The following is a 19,347-nucleotide window of genomic DNA, read 5'->3' as shown; positions in this document are numbered from 1 at the left end:
GAAAACGTTTGCATTTAGTCAGGTTGTCCATAGGCAGACTACCTGACTTCTTTTATACTAATCCTTGTAAGCGTTATTATTTCATCATTTACATTAGGGGGAACTACACATGGCTGAAATTCGTCTTGAACATATCGATAAAATTTACTCAGGTGATGCAAAAGCGGTTGATGATTTCAACCTTCATATTAAAGATAAAGAATTCATCGTCTTCGTCGGACCATCAGGTTGCGGTAAATCAACGACGCTCCGGATGATCGCCGGTCTTGAAGAAATTTCGGGTGGAGATTTCATCATCGACGGTAAACGCATGAACGATGTAGCACCAAAAGATCGCGATATCGCGATGGTCTTCCAAAACTATGCGTTGTATCCACACATGAACGTCTTCGATAACATGGCATTCGGATTGAAGCTTCGTAAGTTCCCGAAAGATGAAATCAAGCAACGCGTTGATAACGCAGCCCGTATCCTCGGTCTTGAAGAGTACCTCGAGCGGAAACCAAAAGCTCTTTCTGGTGGTCAGCGCCAACGGGTAGCAATCGGACGTGCCATCGTTCGTGATGCGAAAGTTTTCTTGATGGATGAGCCACTCTCAAACTTAGATGCTAAATTACGTGTGCAAATGCGTAAGGAGATCATTCAGTTACACAAACGTCTCGAGACGACGACGATTTACGTCACGCACGATCAGACGGAAGCAATGACGCTCGCGACACGAATCGTCATCATGAAAGCCGGTATCATTCAACAAGTCGGTACACCAAAAGAAGTCTATGATCACCCAGATAACATGTTCGTTGCTGGATTCATCGGTTCACCATCGATGAACTTCTTGACAGGTAAACTGGCGGAAGACGGTCTCTTCCATGTTTCCGGAACAGAAGAGAAGTTCGAAGTACCAGAAGGAAAAATGAAAGTTCTCCGTGATCGCGGTTACACGAACAAGGATCTCGTCCTCGGAATTCGTCCGGAAGACATCCATGCAGAATTGATCTACCAAGACACTAAAACAGCACACCGTTTCCCAGCGCATATCGAAGTATCCGAATTGATGGGTGCAGAGTCTTACCTCTACTCAAAAGTCGGACAACAAGCGTTCACAGCTCGTGTCGATTCACGTTCACATGTCGAAATGGGATCGCAGCTTGATCTCTTCTTCGATATGACAAAAGCACACTTCTTCGACTCTGCGACGGAAGCAACGATCCGTTAATCGCATCATCGATCAGTTACGATGTTTCAGACTGTCCTTTTAAGGGCAGTCTTTTTTATTGACAGACGTTCCTGTAACTTTGTATGATACTGCTTGTAGCTTAAAATTAATCCTATTCGAAAACTAGGAATTGAAATCATTCATTTATAAAGGAGAGAGCGCTATGAAACACGGTTTGAAATTAGCTGTAGCAGCATTATCGACAGCGGGGGTGCTTGCAGCATGCGGCGCTTCGAACGACAACGCAGGTTCTGATAAAGAGTCAAAAGTCATTACAGTCGGTACAGAAGCAACGTACCCACCTTTTACGTATAAAGAAAAAGGAAAATTAACAGGTTATGACGTCGACGTCATGAACGAAGTCGCAAAACGTGCTGGCTATAAAGTCGACTACAAAGCAATGGATTTCAAAGGACTCATCCCAGCACTCGATTCAAAACGAATCGATGTCATCGCGAACCAAATGGGAATCACGCCTGAGCGTCAAGAAAAGTACGCTTTCTCTGATGCGTATACGGTCTCTGGTTCAACGATCATCGTCAATAACAAAACGAACGACATTAAGACACTCGACGACTTAAAAGGTAAGACAGTCGGTTCGACACAAGGTTCACTCTATGCAAAGACAGCTGAAGAAGCTGGCGCAAAAGTGAAATACTATAAAGGTGCGAACCAAGTCTTGAAAGACCTTGAAGCAGGTCGTGTTGACGCAGCCATGAACGATCGTCTTTTCGTCTTGACGGAGCTCAAGAAAGCTGGCTACAAAGTCAAAGCGGTCGGTGAAACATTCGACAAGAACGAATCAGGTTTCATGATGGCAAAAAACAGTAAGTATACAGAAGACTTCAATAAAGCACTCGCTGACATGCAAGAAGACGGCACTCTTGCAGAAATCGGTAAGAAGTACTTCAACGAGGATATCAGTAAGTGAGTGACTTATTAACGATCGTCCAGGATAACTCGGACGTCTACGCAAAGGCGATTGGTACGACCCTTCTAGCAAGTGGTCTCGCCATCGTCTTTGCGCTTATTCTCGGGTTGATTCTTGCCGTCATGCGTGACAGCCGCCTTGCCGTCTTTAGCGGTTTTGCACGTTTATATGTCTCGTTCTTCCGAGGAACGCCGTTGCTATTACAAATTCTGATTTTATACAATGGTCTCGTTGTCCTTCAATTGACTGGATTCCAAGCTCTCGCTTTCGGTTTATCGCTTCACTTTTCTGCGTATATCTCTGAATCATTCCGAGCTGCCATCTCTTCCGTCGATCGTGGACAATGGGAAGCCGCTGACTCGCTCGGCATTCCGCGACGTAAGACATTCAAGGATGTCATCTTGCCGCAAGCATTATCTCGAGCGATTCCACCGCTTTCGAACTCAGTCATCGATATCATCAAGTCGACTTCACTCGGTACGATCGTTGCGGTTGAGGAATTGACGTATGTATCTGACCAGATTTCAGCAACAACGTATCTTGTCATGCCATTGCTCTTGTTCTCGGCTGCAATTTACTGGATTATGTCGACACTCATTCAAAGTGTTCAACATCGCTTAGAAGCACGCTTCAGTATTCCAGAATGATCTTTCCCACACTTGGAACCGTATGGATTTCAAGTGTGTTTTTTTAGATTTTTTTAGGTTTAGCACTAGGCAATCCGGGAATAATCAAGTATACTAATAAAAATCAGAATTATCTGACAACTTACAAAGGAGCGTGGCCGAGATGAAACAAGTAATTGAAGCTTTCCGTAGACAAGATGCAGAGCAGCGAATTCCAGTGCTACGTCTCGAAATCGATTATGAGCTCAGTACGCTCTTCGATGCGATTCAAGTCAATGACCAAGCTGCCGTTTCAGCAAGTAAAGATCGTCTAGATAAATACCGTCAGGAGATGCTTCGTTTAGAAGCTTAACCTCATAGATCCCCCATCTCTCCTCCCCCTTGAGATGGGGCTTTTTTTGTTTATTTTTAAATGAGAAGAACACTCTATTCGTAAACGAAAGAGAGGATCGCTTCCGGATGATATATCGGAAACGATCCTCACACTTTTTTTATTAATGGAACATGTACGAATCGATTCGTTTCTATCTTAAAACCAATTAATCGACGTCACGACCACGTGATGCTTTCAAAATCTCAAACCATTGCTCGCGTGTCAACGACAATTTCGTCGAACGCACAGCAGACTCGATACGTTCAATCTTACCAGAACCAACAATCGGCATGATTCGCGCTGGATGTTTGAGCAACCATGCGTACGCCACCTCATCGATTTCTTCTGCTCCGATCGTCTCTGCGATTTCAGCTAGTTTCTCGCGTAGTGGTGCATATTGCTCGTCCTTGAAAAGACGACCTCCCGCAAGTGGACTCCATGCCATCAACGGCATCTCATTTTCGTGACACAAATCAACCGATCCATCTTCGAAGTGTTTCAATTCTGAAACCGACAACTCGAGTTGGTTCGTCACAAGCATGAACGGTAAACGTGATTGAATCAGACTTTGTTGCGTAGGTGTATGGTTCGAGAGACCGAATGTCCGTACCTTACCTGCGTCCTTCAATTCAACGAACGCTTCTGCAATCTCATTTGGATCCATCAATGGATCAGGACGATGAATCAATAATGTATCGACGTACTCGACACCGAGTTCTTGCAGTGAACGGTTCACTTGTTTGATGATATGCTCTTTCGTCGTATCATAAAACGATAACGACTGATCCGAGAAATGATTGCCCTTCATCTTGATGCCTGTTTTCGTAACAATCTCCATCCGATCACGTAGCTCCGGTTTTAAAGCAAGCGCTTCTCCGAATAATCGTTCATTCGTATAGTCACCATAGATATCGGCGTGATCAAACGTCGTAATTCCTAAAGCAAGACATGCTTCGATCAATTCGAGACGTTCTTCCTTCGTCATCTCCCATTCATTCAATCGCCATAAACCATGAATGATTCGTGAGAATGATAAATCTTCTGTTAACTGAATCCGTTCCATGTGTCCTTCACTCCCCTATTGTATAAACTCTATCTCGTTTACTGTACCTCAAAATGGTATCGGTTGCACGAATTTCACTTTTGGATGATCCAAGACAAAAAACAGGACCCCGTCGATGACGGGATCCTGTATAAGACTTATTGAATTTGTTCGACTTCTTGCATGACTTCATCTTCGATTTGCTGACGTTTTCGTGTCGTCTCAGCAGCATCCGGTGATGTAACACTGAAGTAGAACTTGATCTTCGGTTCCGTACCAGATGGACGGAGGCAGAACCACGATCCATCGCTGAGCGTGAACTTCAGAACGTTTGATTTTGGGAGGTTGATTGGTGACGGTTGATGTGTCTTCAAATCATGCGCGATGCTCGCATCGTAATCTTCGAACAAGACAACTTGTTCCCCAGCTACTTGTTTTGGTGGATTCTCACGGAACGTATCCATGATCCGACCGATTTGTGCCACACCGTCTTTCCCTTTTAGCGTCAGAGAGCGAAGCGACTCTTCGAAGTAACCAAACTGCTCGTAAATCGCTTGTAACGCCTCATAGAGCGTCCGTCCCTCGTTTTTATGATACGCAGCCATCTCAGCAGCAAGCAAGCACGCTTGGACCGCATCCTTATCACGACAGAAGTCACCGATGAGGTAACCATAGCTCTCTTCATATCCGAAGAGATACTCATATTGACCGGATGCATTGTATTGTTTGATTTTCTCACCAATGAACTTAAATCCTGTCAACGTATTCTCGACGTGGAGATCATAGTGACGTGCAATCAACGCACCTAGTTCCGAAGTAACGATCGTTTTTGCGACGAAACCGTTCGCTGGTAGTGTGCCCTGCGCCGCTTTTTGTGAAAGGATGTAGTCGAGCAATAACGCGCCTGTCTGATTGCCTGTCAGGACTGTCCATTCGCCGTCTGCATCACGTGTCGCAACGCCGACACGGTCAGCATCTGGATCCGTCGCAATCAAGATGTCGGCATCCGCTCGGTCACCATATTCGATGGCAAGTTTAAAGGCAGCATGTTCTTCCGGATTCGGTGACGTTACAGTCGGGAATGCGCCGTCCGGCTCCGCTTGCTCCTGAACGACTGTTACATGTTCGAATCCGTAACGCTTCAAACCCTCTGTTACCGGAACAAGACCAGTTCCGTGAAGTGGTGTGAAGACAATTTTTAGTGGATCTGCTAATTCCGATTGAATCGAAGGTAAGACACGAATCGTTTGCAGCTTTTCTTGGTACGCTTCGTCGAGTTCTTCTCCAACGCGGACAATCAGTCCGTTCGCACGAAGGACTTCTTCTGACTCAAGTTCGATCGATAGCTCATCTTCAATCTGACTGACGTACGAAACGAGCTCATCTGCTTCTTTTGGTGGGAGTTGTCCACCGTCATCGCCGTAGACCTTATAGCCATTATATTCTGGTGGGTTGTGACTCGCCGTGATGACGATCCCTCCCGCTGCTTTTAAAGAACGAACAGCAAACGAAAGTTCTGGTGTCGGACGTAGACCGTCAAACAAATAAGCTTTAATCCCATTACTTGCAAGTGTCCGTGCTGCTTCAAGCGCAAACTCCGGTGAGAAGTGGCGTGAATCATGCGCGATGACGATTCCTTTTTCTGCTGCTTCTTCTCCCGATGCTTTGATGAACGCTGCAAACCCTTGTGATGCTTTTCGTACTGTATACACGTTCATCCGGTTCGTCCCGACGCCGATTTCTCCGCGCATACCACCTGTTCCGAATTCGAGCTCTTTGTAGAATGCTTCTTCGGCTGCTTTATCATCTGTTGCTAGCGTGACGAGTTCTTCTTTTAATGTACGATCTAAATCAGCGAACTGATCCCATTTTTGATAGGTTTCTTTCCATGACATGGTAAATCGACTCCTTTTTTTATGAGGGTAAGACTTGCGATGATGCGATACCTTTCATATGATTAACACTAGAAAGGGTAAGGTGATGAGGCATGTTTCCTACGATTCAAATGGCAGACCTTCAACAGCTCGTCCGAACGGATCAGATTCGCTGGTTTGACTGCCGATATGACTTACAACAACCTGAATATGGACGAAGTGCTTTCTTAGAACAACACGTCGAAGGAGCGCAGCACCTGGATTTAATGACTGACCTATCCGGTCCACTAGATAAGATCGGCGGTCGGCATCCGCTTCCTTCAAAAGAAGCGTGGCAACACACTCTTGAACAGCATGGTGTGACACCAGAAGACTTCGTCGTCTTGTATGATGACGGTTTTCCGTATGCGGCTCGTGCCTGGTGGTTATTCAAATGGATCGGACATGAGCGCGTCGTTGTCCTTGAAGGTGGATTCTCCTCTTACCTAGCGTTCGATCTTCCGGTCACGGATGACGTTCCTACTTATGCACCTTCTCATTACACTCCTCGTTTTCAAGATGAGATGCTCGTCTCATTCGAAGAGCTGAAGAATCAACTGACCGAGAGCGTAGTCATCGATTCTCGTGCGCCCGATCGATATCGCGGAGAGATTGAACCACTCGACCGCGTCGCTGGACATATTCCGGGTGCCGTGAATTGTTACTTTGAACAAGCACTCTCACCAGACGGTCGCTTGCGGGATGCAGAGGATTTAAAAGAACTATACGCCGATATCCTACCAGTCACAGCACCCATCCTCTATTGCGGAAGCGGTGTGACGGCGTGCGTCAATGTCATCGCTCTTCATTCGCTCGGAAAAACCGATGTCCGGCTTTACGCCGGCTCTTATAGTGATTGGGTGAGTCGTGGCGAAAACGTCTCCCGTTCGTAAACGTAAGACACTGACAAAAACATCTGTCGGTGTCTTTTTGGTTTACAGTTGAATCGGCTTAATGTTCCAGATCGCATTCGCATACTCTTTAATCGTTCGATCACTCGAGAATACACCTGATCGAGCAATATTGAGAATGACTCGTTTATACCACTCTTCTGGTTGCTGATACATCCGATCGATTCGTTCTTGTGCCTGTTGATAAGACAAGAAGTCTTTCAAGATCAGATACTCATCATTATACGTCAATAATGAATCATAAATCGCTTGGAATTCACCAGGAGCGAACAACGTTCCATCAACAAGACTATCAATGATCCGTCGTAACTCGGGTTGTGCACTGTATTGATCATAGGCACTATAACCGCCGTATTGTTTATAATTCATGACTTCTTGCGGTGTTAAACCGAAGATGAAAATATTCGCATCCCCGACTTCGTCTCGAATTTCAATGTTCGCTCCGTCGAGTGTTCCGATCGTCAAGGCGCCATTCATCATGAATTTCATGTTTCCAGTTCCAGAGGCTTCATAACTTGCCGTCGAAATCTGTTCACTGACGTCACTTGCCGGGAAGATTTTCTCTGCAAGCGATACACGATAGTTTTCTAAGAAGACGACTTTCAAGTACGGGCTGACTTCTGGATCATCGTTAATCAAGCGTGCCAATGCATTGATATAACGAATGACTTCTTTTGCATAATGGTAGCCAGGCGCTGCTTTTGCACCAAAGATGAACGTTCGTGGTGTCATCGTGAACGAACGATCTTCTTTCAAGCGATAGTAGAGCGAATGAATGTGTAACGCATTCAAGAGTTGTCGTTTATACGCATGTAATCGCTTGACTTGAACATCAAAAATCGAAGTCGGATCAACGACGATACCTGTTTCTTTTTCAATGAGCAACGCTAATTCTTCTTTTCGTTTGAGTTTAATCTCAGCGATGTCCTTCTGTAATGCTGAATCCTCTGCCCATTTCGTCAACTTTTGTAAATCGGATGGATGCTGAATCCAGCTATCTCCGATCGCTTCTGTGACGCGATTTGCCAGTGCCGGATTCGACGAAAGGAACCAGCGACGATGCGTAATCCCATTCGTCTTATTATTAAAACGAAGCGGGAACATCTCATAAAATAGTCGCATCTCACGTTGTTTTAGAATTTCAGTGTGAATCTGAGCGACACCATTCGTCGAATGCGTACCGACGACAGCAAGATTCGCCATGTTGATCCGGTCATCCGCAATGATGGCGATGTCTCGCATATGCGCTTCCATGTGCGGATAATTCGCGAGTACATCCTTACAGAAGCGTCGATTGATCTCCTCGATGATGAGGTAAATACGCGGCAACAAGCGACGGAATAAATCAATCGGCCAGCGTTCGAGTGCTTCTGACAACAACGTATGATTCGTAAACGACATGACACTCTTCGTGATTCGCCATGCTTCTTCCCATCCAAATCCTTCTTCATCAACAAGAATCCGCATCAACTCCGGAATTGCAACGACTGGGTGCGTATCATTGATATGAATGGCAATATGATTCCCGAGTTGCTTCAATGAATGATTTCGCTTTTTAAAGGATGTCAAAATACTTCGTAATCCGGCAGAGACGAAGAAATACTGTTGCTTCAGACGCAATTCTTTTCCTTCGTACGTCGTATCATCCGGATACAAAAATTCTGAAATCGTCTGAATCGATTGTTTATGTGCCAGTAAATCTTTATAATTCCCACGGTATTGGCTAAGTAGTTCATCATCATCAAGCGGAGATTCAGCACTCCAGAGTCGAAGATTATTCACGACCCCATTTTGATAGCCGACGATTGGCATATCATACGGAACAGCGCGAACGATTTCAGCTGGTTCATGATGGACACGATACCCATCACCGACTTCTTCAAGCCAGACATGTCCACCGAACGGAACGTCGACCGCTTTATCCGAACGTCTAATTTCCCACATGTTCCCGTTCTTCAACCAGTTATCCGGTAACTCGACTTGATAACCATCAATGATTTTTTGTTTGAACAGACCATACTGGTATCGGATACCGTTCCCATGTCCAGGAAGACTAAGAGCGGCCAAGGAATCAAGGAAACATGCCGCAAGACGACCGAGCCCTCCGTTTCCGAGGCCTGGTTCTGGCTCTTCTTCTGTCAACTCACTGAGCTGATATCCGAGTTCACCAAGTCCCCGCTCCACATCCTTTAAGACATCAAGACTTAACAAATTATTATGCAGGAAACGTCCAAGTAAAAACTCGAGTGAAAAGTAATAGACTTGCTTACTTTTTTTATGAGTATACGTTTCTTTCGTTCGCAACCAATCGGTCGTGACCGTCTCTCGTACCATATAGGCAAGCGTTTGATAAATATCGTTTTCTGTTGCTTCCGTTATGGCTTTACCATGCATCGAAACGAATCGTTCCGTAAACCTCTCCTTGAACTTCTCTTTATCTTTAAACATGATGTAACCCCTTTTCCCAGTGACACGATCAAGTGGCGGACGGTGCAATCAAACGATACAATGCCAAGTATTCATCCGCTGAGCGTAACCAACTAAAGTCTTCATTCATCGCTGTCTCAATCAGATGTTCGAAGACAGGCTGATCATGATAGACTTCGATCGTACGCTTAATCGCTTCTAAAAACTCATGTGCATTATAATTCGCGAACGAGAATCCATTTCCTTCTAACGTAAACTGATTGAACGGTTTGACCGTATCACGCAGTCCACCTGTTTCCCGGACAACCGGTAAACAGCCATACTTCATCGAAATCAACTGACTGAGTCCACACGGTTCAAAACGTGATGGCATCAAGAAAGCATCACTCCCCGCATAGATCCGTTGCGCAAGACCAACGTCAAACCCGATATAAGAAGCGATTTTGTCTGGACGAATCGACGTCGCATGATGGAATAACCCTTCGTACTCTGCTTCACCTGATCCGAGAATAATGAACTGGGCATCGAGTTCGAATAAATCAGGTAAGATATGTGCCAGTAAATCGATTCCCTTTTGATCGACAAGACGGGAGACGAAACCAAACAGCGGCACATCCGGATTAATCGGAAGACCAAGTTCTTCCTGTAAAGCAGCCTTATTCTTCGCTTTTCCTTCTTTCACTGTATCGACCGAGTAGGTTTCAACGAGATGTGTATCATGCGCTGGATCGAACTGACGATAATCAATTCCATTCAAGATTCCACGCACGTCAACGGCACGATGTTGCAAGACAGGTTCAAGCGTCTCACCGTAATACGGATCCATGATCTCATCACGATAGGATGGACTGACTGTCGTGATTTGATTCGAATGCACAAGCCCTGCTTTCATGTAATTGACGAGACCATTATGGGCGATACCGTCTGCTGTAAAGTGTTCTTGTCCGAGACCAAGTAAGTCACCGAGCACTTCCTCTGGGAAGACCCCTTGATACTGTAGATTATGGATCGTAAAGACCGTCTTAATGTCTTGATATCGCTCGAGATGCTGGTAATGGATGCGTAAGAAAGCTGGAATCACACCTGTTTGCCAGTCATGACAATGGATGACATCCGGTACTTCTTTTCGATCCAGATGTTGAATCATTTCAAGCACGGCACGCGAGAAATAAGCAAATCGTTCTGCGTCGTCATAATGTCCATAAATGACGCCATCCCGCTTAAAGTAATATTCATTATCGATGAAATAGAACGTCACCCCATCTTGTTTCAGACGGAGGACCGCACCGAATTGCTGGCGCCAACCGACTGGTACGATGAAGTCGAATAAAAACTCCATCTCTGATTTATACTGTTCCTTGATTTGACCATAATTAGGTAAAACGACCGAAACGTCTGCACCTTCCTCAGCAAGCGCTAAAGGGAGCGAGCCGACGACGTCAGCTAGCCCCCCTGTCTTGATGAAGGGTGTCGCTTCCGTGGCAGCAAACCATACCTTCATGAGTGACATCTCCTTTAAACGATTGTTTGTTTTTTGATGACAATTGGTTCTTCTGCCGTACCGCGGATGACTTGACCACGTTTGACGGTGACTTCTTTGTCGAGAATCGCATACTCAACGACTGCGCCCTCTTCAATGACCGATTTTTGCATGATGATCGAGTTTTTAACGCGAGCGTGTTTTCCGACTTTGACACCACGGAACAGGATGCTGTCCGTCGTTGTTCCTTCTAATTTACAGCCGTTTGCAACAAGTGAGTTCTTGATGTCAGAACCCGGAAGATAGCGTGTCGGTGGCTCATGTTTGATTTTCGTGTAGACGTGCTGGAAATCATTGATTGCTCCCCATTGCTCAAGCAACAGCATGCTTTCACGATAGTACGAACGAAGCGAGTGAATGACTTGTGATGTACCACTGTACTCATAACCATGCACATGTAGACGGTTCAACTGTGAACGAATGATACTCTGAAGTAAATCGTACTCACCACGAGCGATCGCCTCATCAACTAAACGAACGAAGAGATTTTTCGATAGAACGACCGTCTCCATGTAGAACGTCTCATCCGTCGGCTGGAATCCGCGTGATCCGATGGCTGTCACGCGATTTTGTTCACCAAAACGGATCGGACGGCAGTATTTACAAGGTAGTTCACGCTTAGTATAGACGACCGTGATATCCGCATTCGATTCTTTATGTTCACGTAGTACGTCACGATAATCTACCGCTGATAAAATGTTCGAACCAGAGACGACGACGTAATTTTCCTTACTACGAAGGAAAAAGTCACGGTGGAGATGGAAGTTCGATAAATCTCCGCGGAACTCGTTCGCATCTTGTGATAGTGCAGGTGGGAAAATGTACAGTCCACCGTTTGAACGGTCAAGATCCCACTCTTTTCCTGATCCAAGGTGATCCATCATTCCGCGATATTTCTCGAGCGTGAAAATCCCGATGTTCGCGATATCGTTTTGTACCATGTTCGTTAATGTAAAATCAATCAATCGATAACGACCGGCAAATGGAACTGCCGCTAAGTTACGATGCTCCGTCAATTCCTTGAAAAATCCTTCTTCGCCACTCAGATTGATGACACCTAATAAATCGACCTTCATTCGAATATCCCCCTTATTGAATCGCTTCTTTGATGACTTCGTTTTTCTTAACGATACTGTCTGCTTCAATGACGAAGACTTCTCCGTCCGGAGACCCAATCGTCGCACCATCTTCAACGATCACGCCATCTGCTAAGATCGCCCGGTGAATCGTGACGTCGCGTCCAATTTTGACGTTCGGGAAAATGACTGAGTCCTTGACGAGTGACCCTTCTGCTACATCGACACCATAGAAGAGAACTGAATGATTGATTTCTCCTTCGATATGGCATCCTTCGTTGATGATTGATGTATCAACTGTCGCAGCGTTTCCAATATATTGCGGTTGCTGATTCGGGTTGACCGAATGTACTTTCCACGACGGTTCATATAAATCGAATTCAGGCTCTGCCGTCAACAGGTCCATGTTCGCTTCCCAAAGGGATTGAATTGTCCCAACGTCTTTCCAGTATCCTTTGAATTTGTAAGCGCGAATATTGAGGTTTTCAAAGAGCATGTTTGGAATGATGTTCTTACCAAAGTCAAAGCTCGATTCCGCATCGCCGGCATCTTGAATCAAGTGACGTTTCAGTACATCCCAGTTAAAGACGTAGATTCCCATCGATGCAAGATTCGATTTCGGATTTTCCGGTTTTTCTTCGAATTCATTGATCCGTAAATCGTCGTCTGTATTGAGAATTCCGAATCGTGGTGCTTCTTCCCATGGTACTTCGCGAACAGAAATCGTGACGTCCGCACCTGTCACACGGTGTTCCTCGATCATTTTTTCATAGTCCATTTTATAGATGTGATCGCCTGATAAGACGAGTACATAGTCAGGATCAAATTGATTGATGTAACTCATATTACGGTAAATAGCATTCGCCGTTCCTTCATACCAGTTTTTCCCATTCTGTGCTTGGTATGGTGGAAGAATCGTCAATCCGCCATTACGACGATCCAGATCCCATGGGCTTCCGATGCCAAGGTATCGATTTAACTCTAATGGTTCGTATTGTGTTAACACGCCAACTGTATCGATTCCTGAGTTCGTACAGTTCGAAAGTGGGAAATCAATGATCCGGTACTTTCCTCCAAATGCAACAGCTGGTTTTGCAGTATGTTTCGTTAAAGCTCCTAGACGTTTCCCTTCTCCGCCTGCAAGTAACATCGCAACGACATTCTTCTTAGCCATTTCGTCCCCTCCATTTATGCTCTTTTTTTTCAGACAAATCGCGTTCTAAAATCCACAGATACTTCTATATACCCAATCTTTTCTCTTTTTAATATAACATTCCTGCAAAATAGGTTTATTAAAATACAAAAATCGAAAAAAAATCTATTGATTTCTCCATAAAAGACCGATAATAGGAATGAAATGGCTTTTTGAAAGGAGTTCTCATGCGAATTACGACAGGATATCTCGTCTTACTTGGTCTTGCGACGCTGCTTCTGTTTTCCTTATTTTCAATTAAAGATGAGTTAAAAACAGCACGCACATTCTTTTTCTGGGCCGATGAACAGACGACACGACATCCATTGACCTCCTACCAACCAATCACTGTAACCTATGAAAACAAACGGGTCGAGCTCTATGACGGACTGCGACGGGATGACTTAACCCCTCGAACATTACCGAAAAAAGTCGAGCAAGCGTTTGTTGCTATCGAAGATCAACGTTTTTATCAACATGACGGTTATGACATCACAGGAATCTTACGCGCGTTCACGAAAAATCAGTCTGATTCCAAATCTCAAGGTGGTAGTACGATCACCCAGCAATTAGCAAGAATGACGTATCTATCAAACGAAAAAACATATACTAGGAAAATAAAAGAGTTACTTATTGCTGTCTCTTTAGAACGAAAATACTCTAAAAAAGAACTCATGACGGCATATGTCAATCAAGCGTATTTTGCCAATAATATCTACGGAATTGAACTTGCCGCAAAATCATATTTTAATAAACCAGCACGCGAGTTGAATTGGTCTGAAATCAGTTTTCTGACAGCGATTCCGAACAATCCTTCTCTCTATGATCCGCTGCGCTTTCCTGAAAACACAAAAAAGCGCCAGCAACGAATCGTTCAAGCATTAGTGCGCGATCGTGTGCTGACGAAGGATTTTACTGTTTCTCGGGTGTCGCCTCGCTCCTATAAACCAAGTGTTCCTTATCCGGACTATATCGATGCAACCGTTCAAGCTGCTGTTCGGATGACGGCTCAAAAACACGGTTGGAGTAACAAATACGCTTTAGAATATTTGCATCAACAAGGCGCTGTCATCTCGACATACCTTGACTCAACAGAGCAACGACGTGCTAAAGAGTCCCTTCGTAATCTTCCAAACGCGATTGAGGGTGCTTATGTTGGCATTGACGGACAAACGCACGGTGTCACGGCTCTTGTCGGCTATAAATCCAATTTGACGGGGCAGTTCAATCGGGCTGTTCAGTCTTACCGACAACCCGGCTCAGCCATTAAACCGTTACTTGTTTATGGTCCGTATCTCGAGAAGACAAAAGCGCGTTTGTCGAGTACGTTAGACGGCAGTCCGGTTTGTATCGACGGGTATTGCCCATCGAATAGTGGGAATCGAATACTTGGACAGGTGACGATCGCTGATGCAATCGCCTATTCTTATAACACACCAGCGATTCGGGCATTCGCTGTCTCGTTTCGAGAAGGTTTGAAATCGATTCGTCCGTTCCAGTTCAGTCAATGGACACGTGAGGATGATGCCTTTACGAGTGCTCTAGGTGGTTTACAATATGGTATCAGTCCGTATGAACTGACAAATGCTTATACTGTATTCGTTAATGATGGAATTTACCGACCGGCATCGATGATTAAAAGTATTACGCTCAAGAATGGTAAGGTCGAACGACCAGAAGAAAAGGAACAACGGATTTGGTCAAGTCAGACGAACCGAGAACTACGTGCCGGTTTAAAGAATGTCATGACGTATGGAACGGGGCGCAAAGGATACGATCCCTCTGCTAACTACATCGGAGGAAAAACAGGAACAACGAATGATAATAAGGATATGTGGTTCGTCGGTATCAAGAATCAGCACATCGGCGGCATTTGGTTAGGCGCTGACCGCCCGCGTCCATTCCCTGTCGAAGCCAATGCAACATTACAGGTCAAAACGTGGGCGACGATTTTACGCCCTTGATTCAGCTTGGAAATAAAATCGCTTCCCCAAATGAATTGAATAAAGTCAGACCGACCCATGATAGACCAGCGAGTAGAACTCCCCATGCCAAGAAAGAAAAGATGATCAAGCCGACGGCTCCTGCTGCACTCGTCATTTTACTGATTTGGACCGTGTAAAAAATAAAATAGATGAAAAAGGATACAAGCAACACGATACCCACGTGTAAAAAGGACGTCATAAAGGCGAAGCTAACACATCCTCCAACAAGTAGAAGGATACTTCCCGGACGCAGCATGCTGAGTGTCGTTCCCTCTTGTTCCTTGATAAAAAAGGCGAAACCGAGTTGATTGATCGTGTCTGATAATAGCTTAAGCGAACTAAAGATCATGAAATAGACGATTAGGAAGCCCATCCAAACAACGAGTTTCGTATCGCGTGCCGTCAGGAGTTGAAGTAACTCATCATATACGCCGACTTGATCAAGCCAACGCAATGCGAGTTCGGTCGTTGCGATCGCAAGAGACGTACTAAATAATAAAATACTAATCAGCGGGGCATAACTTAATAGGTAAACATTCGTACGCATGTGGAGTCTCCATTCATAGAAAATTCATATGTAGCACACAATTTCACTTACAGGTATACTATAATAGATTATATCGGTTCAAGAGACTGAAGGGGGAAACAAAAATGGCATTTATCTTAATGGTCGGCGTAAGTCTTGCGTTTTTGACAGCAATCTTCACTGCAGGCTACAACAAAAAACCTGAAGGTAACGAATAACTCATAAAAGCTCCATCCTGAATCAGGATGGAGCTTTTGCTTATCTTACAGAAGTCCTGCGTAACCTTGCTGACGCAATGCTTCATAGACGATGATTGCTGCCGTGTTCGAGACGTTCAGTGAACGAACAAGATTTGATTGGGGTAGACGGATACAACGCTCTGCGTTCGCATCGATGACTTCAAGCGGTAACCCTTTCGTTTCCCGACCAAAGACGAAGAAGTAGTCTTGCTCAACGTCTGATAAATCAATCTGACTCGGATACTGTTCCCCATATTTCGTAATATAGTAGAAAATACCTTCCGGGTGCTTCTCCCACAACTCTTCCAAAGAATCATGATAACGGACGTCGACGAATTCCCAGTAATCAAGCCCTGCACGTTTTAAATGCTTATCGTCCGTTGAAAAACCGAGTGGTCGAATCAAATGAAGGACGGAATGTGTCGCCGCACATGTGCGTGAAATATTTCCTGTGTTTTGAGGAATCTCCGGTTGATACATAACGACATGAATAGCCATGGTTTAGTTCTCTCCTATCTCATGCGCTAAAAGCGCTTCTTTATGGGCAATTCCGCTTGCAAACCCGGTCATTTTACCGGTTGCCCCAATGACACGGTGACAAGGGTAAATCAATGCGATCGGATTCCGATTCAAGGCACCACCGACAGCTCGTGCTGCTTTTGGTTTCCCAATCATTCGAGCCAGTTCACCGTAACTGATCGTCTGACCAAACGGAACGTTGCGCAAAGCTTGCAGTACCGTCTCAGCAAATGGTGTAACACGTAACTGACAAGGAAGCGTATCAAGTGCTTGTACGTCTCCTTGTGCGTAACGATCAAATGCCGAGCGCCAAGCTTTCGGTAATTGCTCTTCATCTGTCTCTTCTGCTAGATACGTCCGAGCTCGCTCTACATTCAGTCCAAAGTCGAGGTAAACGATCTGTTCTCTCTCCCAAGCGACAAGCAATGTACCGAACTCATAAGTGAGCTGCTGAAATGGCATCTGCTTCCCCCCACTCTTCAAGTAATCGCTGACCTTCTGTTTGCACATCTACCGCAATGTCTGTTGCAAGACGTGATTCAATATATGACTTTTCTTCAATTCCACCAATTCGACCAACTGCCCAGAGTGCAAGGGCACGCATATCTTCACGGGCATCACTTTCTGTCATCAATCGTAGCGCGTCCATCGCACTCTTGTCTCGATAATGGACAAGCGCACAAATCGCATTACGCTGAATTGGCTTCTTACCACGCCATGCGCCAGACAACGTTCCAAAGCGACTCTTGAACTCACGGTTACTCATCGATAAAAGTGGGACTAAGAGCGGTTTGACTTGTTCCGGATTTGGTTGTAGCTCAGCATGATGTGTCGCGTTCTTCTTCCGGTTATACGGACATACTTGCTGACACGTATCACAACCGTACAGTCGGTTACCGAGCGCCATTCGGAATGGTTCTGGCAGTAACGTTTTGGTCTGTGTTAAAAACGAAATACAGCGTTTTGCGTCAATGACGCCTGGTTCAACAAGTGCATCGGTCGGGCAAGCATCGATACACTTATTGCACGTTCCACATAATTCTTCGACCGGTTGATCGGGCGGCAACACGAGATCCGTAATCAACTCACCGAGATAGAGATACGATCCGTGCTCCTCACTGATGATGGAACAGTTTTTCCCACTGAATCCGATACCAGCTCGTTCCGCTACTGCACGATCCACGAGTTCTCCTGTATCAACCATCGAACGTGTTCGTGCGCCTGGACTCAATTCTTGAATTTTTTCTTCAAGCAACATCAAACGTTGTCGTAGCGCCTGATGATAATCAAGTCCCCAAGACGATCGACAAAAGATACCGCGCCGCTCTCCTTCTTTACCGCGTGGAGCATTTTTGAGTGTACTTGGATAGGCGACTGCAATGGCAATGATTGAAGCAGCATCTTCTACAAGTAGAGACGGTGTCGTTCGAAGATCGAGATCTGGCTCTTCAAAACCAGAAGCGAATCCTTTTTCTTGTTGCGCTTGCAGACGACGCTTTAAGACAAGAAACGGATCAGCCGTTGTTATCTTCAGCTCATCGATTCCAATCTCTGCTGCGTACTCTTGTAAAGCCAATTTCAGTTGTAAACCATCCATCACAATCCACTCCTTTCCTCGTTAAGATTCCATTCCTAAACAAAAAGAGCAAGGTGTCAGCGAAAACGACACATTGCTCTTTTTTGGTAAGCGGGTGAAGGGAATCGAACCCTCGTCATCAGCTTGGAAGGCTGAGGTTTTACCATTAAACTACACCCGCATAATCAGGTGAAACATCAGATTGTGTAAAAAGTATAAAGCGGGTGAAGGGAATCGAACCCTCGTCATCAGCTTGGAAGGCTGAGGTTTTACCATTAAACTACACCCGCAAGATACCGGTGGTCGGAATCGAACCGACACTCCAAAGGAACACGATTTTGAGTCGTGCGCGTCTACCAGTTCCGCCACACCGGCACAATCTCTTGCAAAACTATTTAATTGAGAAATAGTTGGAGGCGCCAGTCAGAATCGAACTGACGATAAAGGAGTTGCAGTCCTCTGCCTTACCACTTGGCTATGGCGCCACTCATTGGAGCGGAAGACGGGATTCGAACCCGCGACCCCGACCTTGGCAAGGTCGTATTCTACCACTGAACTACTTCCGCTTGAAAAGCTGGGCTGGAAGGGATCGAACCTTCGCGTGCTGGAATCAAAATCCAGTGCCTTACCACTTGGCTACAGCCCAATAATAAGAGGGCGACTGATGGGAATTGAACCCACGAATGCCGGAATCACAATCCGGTGCGTTAACCACTTCGCCACAATCGCCATGGTAAACAGGGGCAGCAGGAATCGAACCCGCGCTGACGGTTTTGGAGACCGTAGTTCTACCGCTAAACTATGCCCCTATGGTGGTGGGGGGGGGCGGATTCGAACCGCCGAACCCGAGGGAGCGGATTTACAGTCCGCCGCGTTTAGCCACTTCGCTACCCCCCCACAATTGGGAAAATCATGTTGTTTTTAAAGATGGTGGCTTTGGACGGAATCGAACCGCCGACACAAGGATTTTCAGTCCTTTGCTCTACCAACTGAGCTACAAAGCCTTAACAATGGCGGTCCTGACGGGATTCGAACCCGCGATCTCCTGCGTGACAGGCAGGCATGTTAACCGCTACACCACAGGACCGTATGTAATTGCGGGGGCCGGATTTGAACCGACGACCTTTGGGTTATGAGCCCAACGAGCTACCAGACTGCTCCACCCCGCGACGCTATAAATGGTGACCCGTACGGGATTCGAACCCGTGTTACCGCCGTGAAAGGGCGGTGTCTTAACCGCTTGACCAACGGGCCA

At 45.6% G+C, this 19,347-nt stretch carries 16 protein-coding genes and 13 tRNA genes; 6 read left to right on the top strand and 23 right to left on the bottom strand.

All coding sequences use genetic code 11. The annotated features are described in order from the left end of the window. Positions 1 to 109 precede the first annotated feature (109 nt). From K6T22_RS03795 to K6T22_RS03780, 4 genes are all read left to right on the top strand, one after another. Entirely contained in the window at positions 110 to 1,216 is a 1,107-nt protein-coding gene (locus tag K6T22_RS03795) for an ABC transporter ATP-binding protein (protein ID WP_023467334.1), read from the top strand. Positions 1,217 to 1,379: 163 nt separating this feature from the next. Next, on the top strand, positions 1,380 to 2,147 hold the full coding sequence (locus K6T22_RS03790; protein WP_238238982.1) for a transporter substrate-binding domain-containing protein: 768 nt from the start codon (positions 1,380 to 1,382) through the stop codon (positions 2,145 to 2,147). Continuing rightward, positions 2,144 to 2,794 carry an amino acid ABC transporter permease gene (locus K6T22_RS03785; RefSeq protein WP_238238981.1) on the top strand — a complete coding sequence of 217 codons (651 nt, stop codon included), beginning with the start codon at positions 2,144 to 2,146 and terminating at the stop codon, positions 2,792 to 2,794. Before K6T22_RS03790 ends, K6T22_RS03785 begins: the two co-directional genes overlap by 4 nt. Positions 2,795 to 2,936: 142 nt before the next feature. Further along, positions 2,937 to 3,125 carry a hypothetical protein gene (locus K6T22_RS03780; RefSeq protein WP_053452628.1) on the top strand — a complete coding sequence of 63 codons (189 nt, stop codon included), beginning with the start codon at positions 2,937 to 2,939 and terminating at the stop codon, positions 3,123 to 3,125. A 187-nt stretch (positions 3,126 to 3,312) separates the two neighbouring features. Here K6T22_RS03780 and K6T22_RS03775 read toward each other — a convergent pair whose 3' ends face one another. Continuing rightward, the gene (locus K6T22_RS03775; RefSeq protein WP_058703675.1) at positions 3,313 to 4,209 is read right to left on the bottom strand and encodes an aldo/keto reductase; all 897 of its coding nucleotides are present in this window, start codon (positions 4,207 to 4,209) and stop codon (positions 3,313 to 3,315) included. Between the two features lie 137 nt (positions 4,210 to 4,346). After that, complete coding sequence (locus K6T22_RS03770) at positions 4,347 to 6,083, bottom strand: phospho-sugar mutase (RefSeq protein ID WP_238238980.1); 1,737 nt, start codon at positions 6,081 to 6,083, stop codon at positions 4,347 to 4,349. 92 nt (positions 6,084 to 6,175) lie between these two features. Here K6T22_RS03770 and K6T22_RS03765 point away from each other — a divergent pair, with 92 nt between their 5' ends. Next, on the top strand, positions 6,176 to 6,994 hold the full coding sequence (locus tag K6T22_RS03765) for a sulfurtransferase (RefSeq protein WP_238238979.1): 819 nt from the start codon (positions 6,176 to 6,178) through the stop codon (positions 6,992 to 6,994). Positions 6,995 to 7,036: 42 nt separating this feature from the next. Here K6T22_RS03765 and K6T22_RS03760 read toward each other — a convergent pair whose 3' ends face one another. From K6T22_RS03760 to K6T22_RS03745, 4 genes are read right to left on the bottom strand one after another with little or no spacing between them, the layout of a single operon-like run. Then, entirely contained in the window at positions 7,037 to 9,460 is a 2,424-nt protein-coding gene (locus K6T22_RS03760; protein WP_238238978.1) for a glycogen/starch/alpha-glucan phosphorylase, read from the bottom strand. A gap of 28 nt (positions 9,461 to 9,488) precedes the next feature. Then, positions 9,489 to 10,940, bottom strand: coding sequence for a glycogen synthase GlgA (glgA, locus tag K6T22_RS03755; protein ID WP_238238977.1), 1,452 nt, complete (start codon positions 10,938 to 10,940; stop codon positions 9,489 to 9,491). A gap of 14 nt (positions 10,941 to 10,954) precedes the next feature. Continuing rightward, a complete protein-coding gene (glgD, locus tag K6T22_RS03750) occupies positions 10,955 to 12,055 on the bottom strand; it encodes a glucose-1-phosphate adenylyltransferase subunit GlgD (RefSeq protein WP_238238976.1) in 1,101 nt (366 codons plus the stop codon). A 13-nt stretch (positions 12,056 to 12,068) separates the two neighbouring features. Then, on the bottom strand, positions 12,069 to 13,229 hold the full coding sequence (locus tag K6T22_RS03745) for a glucose-1-phosphate adenylyltransferase (RefSeq protein ID WP_238238975.1): 1,161 nt from the start codon (positions 13,227 to 13,229) through the stop codon (positions 12,069 to 12,071). Positions 13,230 to 13,435: 206 nt separating this feature from the next. Between K6T22_RS03745 and K6T22_RS03740 the strand changes: the two genes are divergently transcribed. Then, entirely contained in the window at positions 13,436 to 15,211 is a 1,776-nt protein-coding gene (locus K6T22_RS03740; RefSeq protein ID WP_238238973.1) for a transglycosylase domain-containing protein, read from the top strand. Between the two features lies 1 nt (position 15,212). Here the strand turns inward: K6T22_RS03740 and K6T22_RS03735 are convergent, their stop codons facing one another. From K6T22_RS03735 to K6T22_RS03655, 17 genes are all read right to left on the bottom strand, one after another. Further along, complete coding sequence (locus K6T22_RS03735) at positions 15,213 to 15,779, bottom strand: DUF5366 family protein (RefSeq protein ID WP_238238972.1); 567 nt, start codon at positions 15,777 to 15,779, stop codon at positions 15,213 to 15,215. Between the two features lie 242 nt (positions 15,780 to 16,021). Then, the gene (gene trmL / locus K6T22_RS03730; RefSeq protein WP_238238971.1) at positions 16,022 to 16,495 is read right to left on the bottom strand and encodes a tRNA (uridine(34)/cytosine(34)/5-carboxymethylaminomethyluridine(34)-2'-O)-methyltransferase TrmL; all 474 of its coding nucleotides are present in this window, start codon (positions 16,493 to 16,495) and stop codon (positions 16,022 to 16,024) included. A gap of 3 nt (positions 16,496 to 16,498) precedes the next feature. Beyond that, positions 16,499 to 16,978 (bottom strand): methylated-DNA--[protein]-cysteine S-methyltransferase, encoded by a 480-nt coding sequence (locus tag K6T22_RS17295; RefSeq protein ID WP_283205699.1) that lies wholly within the window; start codon positions 16,976 to 16,978, stop codon positions 16,499 to 16,501. Continuing rightward, positions 16,953 to 18,113: a tRNA epoxyqueuosine(34) reductase QueG gene (gene queG / locus K6T22_RS03720; protein WP_238238970.1), complete on the bottom strand. Its 1,161-nt coding sequence runs from the start codon at positions 18,111 to 18,113 to the stop codon at positions 16,953 to 16,955. Before queG ends, K6T22_RS17295 begins: the two co-directional genes overlap by 26 nt. Before the next feature lie 89 nt (positions 18,114 to 18,202). After that, positions 18,203 to 18,273 (bottom strand) — tRNA-Gly (locus K6T22_RS03715). A 38-nt stretch (positions 18,274 to 18,311) separates the two neighbouring features. Beyond that, positions 18,312 to 18,382, bottom strand: a tRNA-Gly gene (locus tag K6T22_RS03710). Positions 18,383 to 18,386: 4 nt separating this feature from the next. Then, positions 18,387 to 18,467 (bottom strand) — tRNA-Leu (locus tag K6T22_RS03705). Positions 18,468 to 18,503: 36 nt separating this feature from the next. Next, positions 18,504 to 18,577, bottom strand: a tRNA-Cys gene (locus K6T22_RS03700). Positions 18,578 to 18,583: 6 nt separating this feature from the next. After that, a tRNA-Gly gene (locus K6T22_RS03695) sits at positions 18,584 to 18,658 on the bottom strand. Between the two features lie 8 nt (positions 18,659 to 18,666). Next, positions 18,667 to 18,738: transfer RNA gene (locus tag K6T22_RS03690), tRNA-Gln, on the bottom strand. Between the two features lie 10 nt (positions 18,739 to 18,748). Beyond that, positions 18,749 to 18,821 (bottom strand) — tRNA-His (locus K6T22_RS03685). 9 nt (positions 18,822 to 18,830) lie between these two features. After that, positions 18,831 to 18,901 (bottom strand) — tRNA-Trp (locus K6T22_RS03680). 4 nt (positions 18,902 to 18,905) lie between these two features. After that, positions 18,906 to 18,989: transfer RNA gene (locus K6T22_RS03675), tRNA-Tyr, on the bottom strand. Positions 18,990 to 19,020: 31 nt separating this feature from the next. Beyond that, positions 19,021 to 19,096: transfer RNA gene (locus K6T22_RS03670), tRNA-Phe, on the bottom strand. 7 nt (positions 19,097 to 19,103) lie between these two features. After that, positions 19,104 to 19,179 (bottom strand) — tRNA-Asp (locus K6T22_RS03665). Between the two features lie 8 nt (positions 19,180 to 19,187). Next, positions 19,188 to 19,261 (bottom strand) — tRNA-Met (locus tag K6T22_RS03660). 10 nt (positions 19,262 to 19,271) lie between these two features. Then, positions 19,272 to 19,346, bottom strand: a tRNA-Glu gene (locus tag K6T22_RS03655). Position 19,347: the final 1 nt, after the last annotated feature.

Origin of the sequence: Exiguobacterium acetylicum, assembly GCF_022170825.1 — a bacterium.
GTDB classification, from domain to species: domain Bacteria; phylum Bacillota; class Bacilli; order Exiguobacteriales; family Exiguobacteriaceae; genus Exiguobacterium_A; species Exiguobacterium_A acetylicum_B.
This window is presented reverse-complemented; position numbering and strand designations above follow the sequence as displayed.

Bases quoted from the DNA above. Each gene is read 5' to 3' on its own strand.
- K6T22_RS03795 (WP_023467334.1), top strand. From the start codon at position 110: ATGGCTGAAATTCGTCTTGAACATATCGATAAAATTTACTCAGGTGAT.
- K6T22_RS03790 (WP_238238982.1), top strand. From the start codon at position 1,380: ATGAAACACGGTTTGAAATTAGCTGTAGCAGCATTATCGACAGCGGGG.
- K6T22_RS03780 (WP_053452628.1), top strand. From the start codon at position 2,937: ATGAAACAAGTAATTGAAGCTTTCCGTAGACAAGATGCAGAGCAGCGA.
- K6T22_RS03775 (WP_058703675.1), bottom strand. From the start codon at position 4,209: ATGGAACGGATTCAGTTAACAGAAGATTTATCATTCTCACGAATCATT.
- K6T22_RS03770 (WP_238238980.1), bottom strand. From the start codon at position 6,083: ATGTCATGGAAAGAAACCTATCAAAAATGGGATCAGTTCGCTGATTTA.
- K6T22_RS03765 (WP_238238979.1), top strand. From the start codon at position 6,176: ATGTTTCCTACGATTCAAATGGCAGACCTTCAACAGCTCGTCCGAACG.
- K6T22_RS03760 (WP_238238978.1), bottom strand. From the start codon at position 9,460: ATGTTTAAAGATAAAGAGAAGTTCAAGGAGAGGTTTACGGAACGATTC.
- glgA (WP_238238977.1), bottom strand. From the start codon at position 10,940: ATGAAGGTATGGTTTGCTGCCACGGAAGCGACACCCTTCATCAAGACA.
- glgD (WP_238238976.1), bottom strand. From the start codon at position 12,055: ATGAAGGTCGATTTATTAGGTGTCATCAATCTGAGTGGCGAAGAAGGA.
- K6T22_RS03745 (WP_238238975.1), bottom strand. From the start codon at position 13,229: ATGGCTAAGAAGAATGTCGTTGCGATGTTACTTGCAGGCGGAGAAGGG.
- K6T22_RS03740 (WP_238238973.1), top strand. From the start codon at position 13,436: ATGCGAATTACGACAGGATATCTCGTCTTACTTGGTCTTGCGACGCTG.
- K6T22_RS03735 (WP_238238972.1), bottom strand. From the start codon at position 15,779: ATGCGTACGAATGTTTACCTATTAAGTTATGCCCCGCTGATTAGTATT.
- trmL (WP_238238971.1), bottom strand. From the start codon at position 16,495: ATGGCTATTCATGTCGTTATGTATCAACCGGAGATTCCTCAAAACACA.
- K6T22_RS17295 (WP_283205699.1), bottom strand. From the start codon at position 16,978: ATGCCATTTCAGCAGCTCACTTATGAGTTCGGTACATTGCTTGTCGCT.
- queG (WP_238238970.1), bottom strand. From the start codon at position 18,113: ATGGATGGTTTACAACTGAAATTGGCTTTACAAGAGTACGCAGCAGAG.